Below are 310 nucleotides of genomic sequence, written 5' to 3' on the forward strand. Positions count from 1 at the left end.
GCGTAAGGCACGCCGGAGGCCGCCAGGGCATTTTCGGTTTCGACGTGCTCAACGTGCAGACCCAGCGGAGATTTGTCAGCATGCAGCAGGCTGGTATAGGCGATGAATTTCACCCCGGCGGCTTTGGCGGCGTTTATCACGTTCTGGTGCTGTACGGCACGCTGGCCCACTTCGCTGGAGGAGATGAGCAGCAGTTTATCCACGCCGTTCAGCGCGGTGGTAAATGCGGCTTCATCGGTGTAATCCGCCTGACGCACAACGACCCCTTGCTGACGCAACGCTTCGGCTTTCGCCGGGTTACGCACAATAG

The 310-nt window shown here is 59.7% G+C and carries 1 protein-coding gene; it reads right to left on the minus strand.

What is annotated here, in order from left to right; all coding sequences use genetic code 11:
- The coding region (locus RTW80_RS28425) for an NAD(P)H-binding protein (protein WP_312721447.1) at positions 1-310 on the minus strand (310 nt) is incomplete at both ends.

This window comes from Escherichia sp. AM3, from assembly GCF_032029835.1.
In the GTDB taxonomy this organism is placed as follows: domain Bacteria; phylum Pseudomonadota; class Gammaproteobacteria; order Enterobacterales; family Enterobacteriaceae; genus Escherichia; species Escherichia coli.